General features: G+C 51.6%; 8 protein-coding genes and 1 pseudogene. 5 read left to right on the forward strand and 4 right to left on the reverse strand.

Going from position 1 to position 8,316, the window contains the following annotated elements; all coding sequences use genetic code 11:
- The first annotated feature begins 324 nt into the window (after positions 1 to 324).
- The 3 genes from IM284_RS22820 (at position 325) to IM284_RS22830 (ending at position 3,994) form a co-directional block, all read left to right on the forward strand.
- The gene (locus tag IM284_RS22820; protein WP_047368663.1) at positions 325 to 2,454 is read left to right on the forward strand and encodes a bifunctional diguanylate cyclase/phosphodiesterase; all 2,130 of its coding nucleotides are present in this window, start codon (positions 325 to 327) and stop codon (positions 2,452 to 2,454) included.
- Positions 2,455 to 2,546: 92 nt separating this feature from the next.
- Positions 2,547 to 3,779, forward strand: coding sequence for a sensor domain-containing diguanylate cyclase (locus tag IM284_RS22825; RefSeq protein WP_047368664.1), 1,233 nt, complete (start codon positions 2,547 to 2,549; stop codon positions 3,777 to 3,779).
- A gap of 74 nt (positions 3,780 to 3,853) precedes the next feature.
- The gene (locus tag IM284_RS22830) at positions 3,854 to 3,994 is read left to right on the forward strand and encodes an Ecr family regulatory small membrane protein (RefSeq protein WP_048338867.1); all 141 of its coding nucleotides are present in this window, start codon (positions 3,854 to 3,856) and stop codon (positions 3,992 to 3,994) included.
- 190 nt (positions 3,995 to 4,184) lie between these two features.
- Here the strand turns inward: IM284_RS22830 and IM284_RS22835 are convergent, their stop codons facing one another.
- The gene (locus IM284_RS22835; RefSeq protein ID WP_047368665.1) at positions 4,185 to 5,084 is read right to left on the reverse strand and encodes a LysR family transcriptional regulator; all 900 of its coding nucleotides are present in this window, start codon (positions 5,082 to 5,084) and stop codon (positions 4,185 to 4,187) included.
- 142 nt (positions 5,085 to 5,226) lie between these two features.
- On the opposite strand from IM284_RS22835, the gene IM284_RS22840 reads away from it, so the two are divergent.
- Positions 5,227 to 6,156, forward strand: coding sequence for an aromatic alcohol reductase (locus tag IM284_RS22840; protein ID WP_047368666.1), 930 nt, complete (start codon positions 5,227 to 5,229; stop codon positions 6,154 to 6,156).
- Positions 6,157 to 6,288: 132 nt separating this feature from the next.
- Positions 6,289 to 6,615, forward strand: coding sequence for a conjugal transfer nickase/helicase domain-containing protein (locus IM284_RS22845; RefSeq protein WP_047368667.1), 327 nt, complete (start codon positions 6,289 to 6,291; stop codon positions 6,613 to 6,615).
- Positions 6,616 to 6,768: 153 nt separating this feature from the next.
- On the opposite strand, the pseudogene IM284_RS23545 reads toward IM284_RS22845, so the two are convergent.
- The 3 genes and pseudogenes from IM284_RS23545 to IM284_RS23655 form a co-directional block, all read right to left on the reverse strand.
- Positions 6,769 to 7,250 (reverse strand): annotated as a pseudogene (locus IM284_RS23545) (hypothetical protein).
- A 42-nt stretch (positions 7,251 to 7,292) separates the two neighbouring features.
- Positions 7,293 to 7,931: a hypothetical protein gene (locus tag IM284_RS22855; protein WP_047368668.1), complete on the reverse strand. Its 639-nt coding sequence runs from the start codon at positions 7,929 to 7,931 to the stop codon at positions 7,293 to 7,295.
- A 61-nt stretch (positions 7,932 to 7,992) separates the two neighbouring features.
- Positions 7,993 to 8,121 carry a hypothetical protein gene (locus tag IM284_RS23655; RefSeq protein ID WP_255505865.1) on the reverse strand — a complete coding sequence of 43 codons (129 nt, stop codon included), beginning with the start codon at positions 8,119 to 8,121 and terminating at the stop codon, positions 7,993 to 7,995.
- Between the last annotated feature and the right edge of the window lie 195 nt (positions 8,122 to 8,316).

Consider the following 8,316-nt stretch of genomic DNA (forward strand, 5'->3'; position numbering starts at 1 on the left):
AAAATGGGTTTTAGTAGAAATGTCATTTCACTTATTATGTATTTCTTGTCAAAATCCACCTGAAGCGATACCATTATCTTCGGTACAACGGTCCATATGCACAAATATTTAATACGCTTTGCTACAATCTATCGGCTATGTTTAGCAGTACTTAATGCATTAACATAAAGAATATATTTTATATTTCGGGTAAGTTTGACCTTTTATATAAGTGGCTATTTTCCACGATAAATAACTAATATGGTTTGAATGCGCATGTTCGTTGCCAGATAAAGACGTGCCGGCCGGCAAAATCGGTAACCCTCTCAGGCGTGGGATTGCATAATGCTCAATATATCGTGGGACCCTGTGTTGATCGCTGTCTCTTATCTGGTGGCGTTTATCGCCTCCTTTGTGGCCCTGGACAGCGCCGGGAAAATTCCCCTTTCCAGCCGTAAAGCGGCTCTGTTCTGGCGCATTGCCGGCGGGATCACGCTGGGCATCGGGATCTGGTCAATGCACTTCATCGGTATGCTGTCGATGCAAATGCCGATGATGATGAGCTATGACCTATGGCTAACCCTTGCGTCTCTCGGCGTGGCGATCGTTGCCTCCACGATAGCAATAAATATTGCCGTTACGGGCAAACACCTCTCTCCCTTTCGGCTGTTCTTCGCCACGGTTATCCTCAGCGCTGGCGTGGTCGCTATGCACTATATCGGCATGGCCGCGTTGATGCTGGAAGGAAGCATCCTCTGGGATCGGCGCATTGTGGGTGTGTCCGTGATGATTGCCGTGGTCGCCTCCGGTGTGGCGCTGTGGCTGGCTTTTCGCCTTAGAGATAAGCACAAAGGGGTCTTTGTGACTCGCATTCTCGCCGCGTTAGTCATGGGCGCCGCCATTTGCGCGATGCACTATACGGGCATGAGCGCCGCGCATTTCCATGAGATGGCGCATACGCTCCCCGGCGGGGTCAGCGAGCTGGGGTTATCCATCTGGGTTTCCGTCACCACGCTCGCACTGCTCGGCATGATGTTAATTATTTCGCTTATCGATTCGCACTGGCGGACCAGCCGGCTGACGGACAATCTGCGCCAACTCAACCGTCAGCTTGAGCTACAGGTTCGCTTTGACGCTCTCACCGGCCTCGCAAACCGCCAGCAGATGGATATCCGAATGCAGGATTGTCTGCACAGCGCCTTGTTGAGTAACAAACAGTTTGGCGTGGTTTTTCTGAATGTCGATCGCTTCAGACGCGTGAATGATACCTGGGGTCACAGCGTCGGTGATGAGTTATTAATTACCATTGCCCAACGCATCACCTCCCTACTTACCCGTGAGATGACGCTGGCCAGGCTGGGTGGGGATGCCTTTATCCTGCTGGTTCCCGAATGCGACGAAGAAAAGCTCACTACCCTGCTCACGACGCTGCTTGCGGATATGCGCCGCCCGCTTTCGCTTTGCGGACATACGCTGAGTACCACCCTCAGCGCGGGTGTAAGCCTTTATCCTCAGGATGGCGAAACGCTGCATGAACTGAAGTTTAAGGCGGATGCCGCCTTACACCACGTTAAGCAAGAAGGTCGTAACGGCTGGGCGTTTTACCGCCCTGAGATGTCAACGGCGGTTCCGGCGCAGCCGGGTTTTCTGCAGGAACTTTATCAGGCGCTGGAAAGCGATCGGTTTGAACTGTGGTATCAGCCAACCTGGCATGCTAAAGATAAGACAATCCACGGTTTTGAGGCTCTTCTGCGCTGGCGGCATCCGGAGCAAGGCGTTTTGCTGCCAGGTCTGTTTTTACCCACTCTGGAACAAACGGGTTTGATTATTCCGGTTGGAAACTGGGCTATTGAAGCCGCGTGTCGGCAGCTTCATTTCTGGACTGAACAAGGTTTCAGCCAGTGGACGTTATCGCTCAATTTATCCCCTATTCAGTTCGAACAGCCGGATATCTTTCACATCGTGTCGTCCATGCTGGATAAATATAATCTGTCGCCCTCAAGGCTGATCCTGGAGGTCACGGAGAGTACCGCGCTAAAAAATCTCGACCGCAGCATCGAACTGCTCAACGCCTTTAACCATGCGGGGATCACCGTCTCTATTGATGATTTTGGCACGGGCTATTCCAACCTGCTGATGCTGAGCGTTCTTCCGGCAAAAGAGCTTAAAATCGACAAGAGTTTTGTATCCTCTATGCTGGGAAATGAAAAAAGCCGCAAGCTGGTGGAAACCATTATTAATATTGCCCGCACCATGGAGATGACTGTCGTTGCCGAGGGGATTGAAACGGACGAACAGCAGGCAATACTGACCAGCCTCGGCTGTGACTATCTCCAGGGCTACCTTTTCTCCCGTCCCTTGCCCGCTGAACAGGTTCCGTGGCTGCTGCTACAAAAAAACTCAGACAAACAAATTATACCCATAAGTAAAATTCAAACGGACCCCGAATTTATTTCACAAAAAAATCATGCCTGACGGGATTGAGTAGAGTATGTTTCAAGGGAGTACATGCGGGTCAGTTCTGCCATGATTGCCAGGCGTATCGTGCCGATGAACAGGAAAATACTATGTCGCAAAATAGTTTTGATGCGCTTAATGCAATTAAAACGCCCGTGTGGCTCATTTCTCCTGTTTCGGAACAGATTATTTTTGCAAATGTGGCCGCAATACAGCTAACAGGTAATAAAACGCTGAATGACCTGCGTAAAGGGCCCTGTTCAGCAAGTGCGCAAACCGTACTGTCGATGTATGTTCCAGAACTGAAAAACGATCACGATATTGTCGAGATCTGGACAGTTAGCCGGGGCGGGCAGGACGTACCGATAAGCTGTCGCCTCTCCCTCACCCACGTCACGCCGGATGGTGATGTTATCGTTTTCGAAGGGATCTCTTCGCACGCCCCCTCAGGCCTGAAAGCCAGCCGTTCCGCAACCTATCAACGCAAAAAACAGGGGTTTTACGCCCGCTTTTTCCTGACCAACAGCGCACCAATGTTGCTAATTGATCCTGCCCGTGACGGGCAAATTGTCGATGCAAACCTGGCCGCGCTCAGCTTTTATGGTTATTCACATGATGAGATGTGCCGGAAGCACACCTGGGAAATTAACACGCTTGGCAGAGGCGTCATGCCCATCATGACGGAGATCGCCTCGCTGCCCGGCGGACATAAGCCGCTTAATTTTATTCACCGCCTTGCCGATGGCACCACCCGCCACGTCCAGACCTACGCGGGGCCCATTGAGATCTACGGCGACAAACTGATGCTGTGCATAATCCATGATATTACTGAGCAAAAGAGGCTTGAGCAGGAGCTGGAAAATGCTGCATTACGTGACTCGATGACGGGGTTACTCAACCGACGTCAGTTTTATAACGTTATCGACCAAACCAACCTGAGCCGCCTCTCCGCCCAGCAGCAATTTAGCCTGCTGCTAGTGGATACCGATCATTTTAAAAACATCAATGACCTCTTTGGTCACCTGAAGGGTGATGAGGTGCTAATCGCCCTCTCCCGAACGCTGGAAGCCTGCAGCAGACAAGATGACCTGGTGTTCCGCTGGGGCGGTGAAGAGTTTGTCATCCTGTTGCCGCGTACGTCTCTCGAAACGGCGCTGAAGATTGCCGAATCCGTCCGTGCGGCGGTCACCCATATTACCCTCCCAGGCTTACCACGCTTTACCGTCAGTATTGGCGTGGCTCGGCATGACCCGGAAGAGAGTATTGACGCGCTGTTTAAACGTGTCGACGATGCGCTCTATCGCGCCAAAAACGACGGGCGTAATAAAGTCCTTGCGGCATGAAACTGGAGTATCGTGAAAAGCCCCGCTACAATGCCCAGCTTAAGTAAATTAACGACGGGTGGGTTGTGGCAACAATGGGAAAGACAGAAATAATACTCACCTTAATTATTTTATTGCTTATTATATTTGGCTTATGGTTTATTTTCAGCGGTGAGATTTGGTTTTTCGTTGAATATCTGGAAAACAGTCTCTACCCCACTATTGACGCACTGTAGTGCACGTTTAATTTATTGTTTCACCTACCGAATTTGTCAGGTATCTGCATTACCCTCAGCCACGTAAGATACGCGTCGTTATCCTCCAACAATGTTGATAACGAATCACTAAATCATTTGCTTATTTCGCCCGTTCTCTGACGGGCTTTTTTTATTTCCGACTATTAAGCAAAACCAGGGTTCTCGCCCGTCAGTCACCATGTTGGTGTAGCACCGCTCTGCTCCAGTCATAAAAGGCGCGTACCGAAGGCGGAAGATAGCGGTTTTGTGGATAGACAAGCGAAAGCGGTAAATCGAAAGAGACGTCCTCCATACAGCGGACCAACGCCCCGCTCTTCAGATACGGCTCAGCCAGATAGCTGGCCACGCGAATTAATCCGAGCCCATGAATTCCGGCCTGGATATAGGCGTCGGTGTCATCAACGATCAGCGTCTCCTTCATGCGGATTGCACAATCGCCGTCATCACGCGTAAAAAACCAGTCAATGGTACGCCCGGTGCGGTGGTTCAGGTAGCCGACTGCGTAATGCTTTTCCAGTTGGTCGAGATTTTCCGGCTTACCACAGGCGGCTATATAGCCCGGAGAAGCCAGAACAACCCATCTGAAGTTCGCCAGAGGGCGCGCGACCAGCGTCGTTGAATCTTCGATCCTCCCGGTGCGGATCACGCAGTCATACCCTTCCTGAATAATGTCCTCCACGTTATCGCTGGAACAGAGTATCAGTTCCAGCTCGGGATACTGGTGGAGAAATTCAGGGAGACTGGGAAGAATGCAATGTCGGGCGAGAGACTGCGGCATCCCGACTTTAAAACGGCCTCTGGGCTGCGCGGATCTGCCGGGAAAGGAAGACTCCATTGTCGCAATATCCGTCAGCAGCCGTTTGCTCTCGTCATAGTAACGTCGGCCTTCTGCGGTCACGCTGAGTTTCCGGGTGGTGCGCTGTAAAAGCTGAATGCCCAGGTATGTCTCCAGCTCCTTAACGACCCGCGATACGGTTGAGCGCGGTAGCCCCAGCACTTCTGCCGCCCTGGCGAAGCTATGGGTCTCGACCACACAAACGTATACCCGCATTGATTCCAGTTTATCCATATTCCCACCGCGCATGAAAAGATCGATTATCCCATTTTTACGAACAGTCTAACTTATGCTTGTCGTCTTATCGAATGCAGCCATCTGACATAACCTTGCTCAAGTTGAAGTTATCAAGCGATTTAACAAAGAGAGGCTCAGTATGAAAGAACGTGATATCACGACAGGCGAAAAAGTATTAGTGCTTGGTGCAGGACAATTGGGCGCTGCCGTGCTGGAGTATCTGGTTCCGGCAGTCACGCAGCGCGACGGCGCTGTCTCCGTTATCGTATCGCCCGGCTCCAGGGACAGCCGGGGTAAGCTTCAGTCCGAAACGCATCAAAAACTGGCTGATGCAGGGGCCAAATTTATCTCTGTCGATGTCGCTGCCAGCACGATTGACGCGTTAAAAAACCACTTCGCGGATTTTGATACTGTTATCAACTGCATGGGGTTTGTCGCTGGCGCGGGAACACAGATAAAGATTACTCGCGCGGTACTGGAGGCTGGCGTTCAACGCTATTTTCCCTGGCAGTTTGGCGTGAATTACGATGTGGTAGGCAAAGGGAGCGGTCAGCCCGTCTGGGACGAGCAGTATGATGTCAGGACGCTACTGCGGGAACAGAACGCGACGGAATGGGTGATTGTTTCAACCGGCATGTTTACCAGTTTTCTCTTCGAACCGGCATTTGATGTGGTGAATTTATCCGAAAAAACCATTAATGCGCTCGGAGGATGGGACACACAGGTCACCGTGACATCACCTGCGGATATTGGCCGACTCACCACCGAAATTTATTTGCATCAGCCGCGGATCGTAAATGAAGTGATATTTATCGCAGGTGAAACAACCTCATACGGAAAACTGGCAGAAACCGTTGAACGTGTGACCGGCCAAACGTTCACTAAAGACGTATTACCCCTCTCTGCGTTACTGGATGAGCTGCGTTTGAAACCGGATGATACGATGACAGGCTATCGCACGGCCTTCGCCAGGGGAGACGGTGTATGGTGGCCGATGAAAGATACCTGGAATGTACAGAATAACCTGCCGACCCAGGATATAGCGTCATGGCTAAAAACCGTCATTTGAGGACATCTCTTTTCAGGACGCTAATGAAAACTGGCGCTGTCAGCCGCGCCAGCTCTGGATTAGCTGTGCTGACCTGACATTCTACCCGTTCATGCCTGGTTATGTACTCGTACTGTAGCACCATGTCTGATAATGGTTTTTTCTTATCTGCAAAATATCTTTTTCGCCTGGCTCAAAGCCGGGAGCGCCACCCGCTCGCTAACACTGAATGCAGCTCGTTCACTGGCGCATCTTGTGGATGGTAAGCTGTTTCTGGTGTCACCGGACATTTTTAAGCAGTACCACAAAGAAACCCGCGGCGATGCGGGCGAAAAAGGGCACAGACGCAAAAAGACTTTCAGAAACTCAAACTTCTCCTGCGCGGCGTGGACGGTTCAATATCTGGAACTGAACTATCAAAAGTTCGGGAAGCACGAGAATCCTCCAGGGCTACCTGTTGAGCAACACCGCAACAGCTGAAATAACGGGATCTGCGCGGATCGCAGATAACCCCATTCTTCATCTTGATCTTGAAAATGCTTCCACTCAGAAGACACCAGGGCTGTGACCTGGCAAAAAAATCATATCTATCATCCCAAATTAATTCCCTACAGGCGTTCCCGTCCGGAATATTCAGGCCAAACTGTCAACTGCCCGGAAAAAATGATCTTCCGTCATGACGGCATTCTCTTTTGCACCCTGGTGCTCACGCCGGATAAACCATCCCTCTTCCGGCGCCATGCTCAGGTAAAACGCCTGGCTGATGCTGGGCGCATCAACCCGCATTGTCACACAGCCCGTCTCCGCACCACGGCAGAGTTGCTCCGGCATGATACTGACGCTGCGGTCTCCGTTCACCAGACGGATGGTGGTGATGTCATACCGGCATATGCCACTGCTGAGGCTGTAACCAATGGTGCTCAGGTCGTGGATGTGCTTTGTCGCGGTGATGACTTCAATCCCGCTCCCTTCAAACCACCCGCAAATCTGCTGCGCCAGCACATCCATCCGCTGGCAAAAGGCCGTATTTCCGCCTCCGCTGATTTGTGACTGGGCGACGGGGTACTGTCGCTGTTCTGCTGCACTTTCCTGAAAAAACGTTCTCTGGCTGACACGCTGTCGTCCCTGTTAGTTTTCACTCTCTGTTAAAACCAGATTCAGCGCGACATGCGCTGACCTGCTATTTTCTTTTTTTTCAACCGCTCCCGCGCTTTTTTTACTGACAACCGGCTCCGGTGCGGGAACAGTTTCAGCAGGTCCGGAAACAACAGATGGTCATTTCTGGCAAGGAGCACCCGCTCTTCCTCACTCCATATCCGCTGCCCGGCACTTTCGCCTCCCTGGTAACGGATACCCATATCGCAGGCCTTTAATTTCACCGCATCAGCAGTGCGCCCCGGCAGACACTCTGCCACCGCAACCCCCTCCTCCGGATACCTGGTCGCCAGAATATGCTCTTCTTCCTGGCTCCAGGTCCGGGCGCACACCACGCCTAGCCGGTTCGCCATCCACTGAACCGTCTGCCGGGTACGTCCGGGCAGGAGCGTCATGACATGGGCATAACCCTTCACATAGTGCATACGGATAATGTCTTTCTCTTCATCGCTCCATGGCGTGTAGGCGTTATTTCCGGACGAACGGCCCATCGAATGCGCTGCCGACCTGACGGATGCAGGCGAGCGCCCGAGCCGTTCCGCTATCGCCACGGTCGACATGCTGCCGTAATGTTTGTCCACAAAAGCCAGTTCACACAGGCTCCATGGTGACCAGTGGTTGCGGTAGCGGGAATGATTCATCGGGTGCAGTTCCGTATGGCTGTTTTAACTCAGAGTATGATGGCCCGTCAGTATACAAGGATTATTCCGCCGTTTTTTGCTTCAGCAGGGCATAGCGGGCAACGGGGCGAGCGTGGCGGTAAACTGCACCTGCGCCGGGTCGGTTCATCACCTGCCATCCCCATACGGATGCACCTGCCAGCACCAGCATGGTCAGCATTCCGGCGACAAACGGCTTCCAGGGCTCCTGCCATCAGGTTTCTTTATTTTTCAATTCAATTAAGTCCGCGTATTTAATGGAATGCCGAAATAAACTGACTCCACCATCTTTTGTTATTAACTGGAATTGTATACCCTTCAACATAATCATTAACACCATTTATTGAAAAAGATTCTTCTCCAGGAA

Source organism: Enterobacter cloacae complex sp. P12RS, assembly GCF_014895875.1.
In the GTDB taxonomy this organism is placed as follows: Bacteria; Pseudomonadota; Gammaproteobacteria; order Enterobacterales; family Enterobacteriaceae; genus Enterobacter; species Enterobacter bugandensis.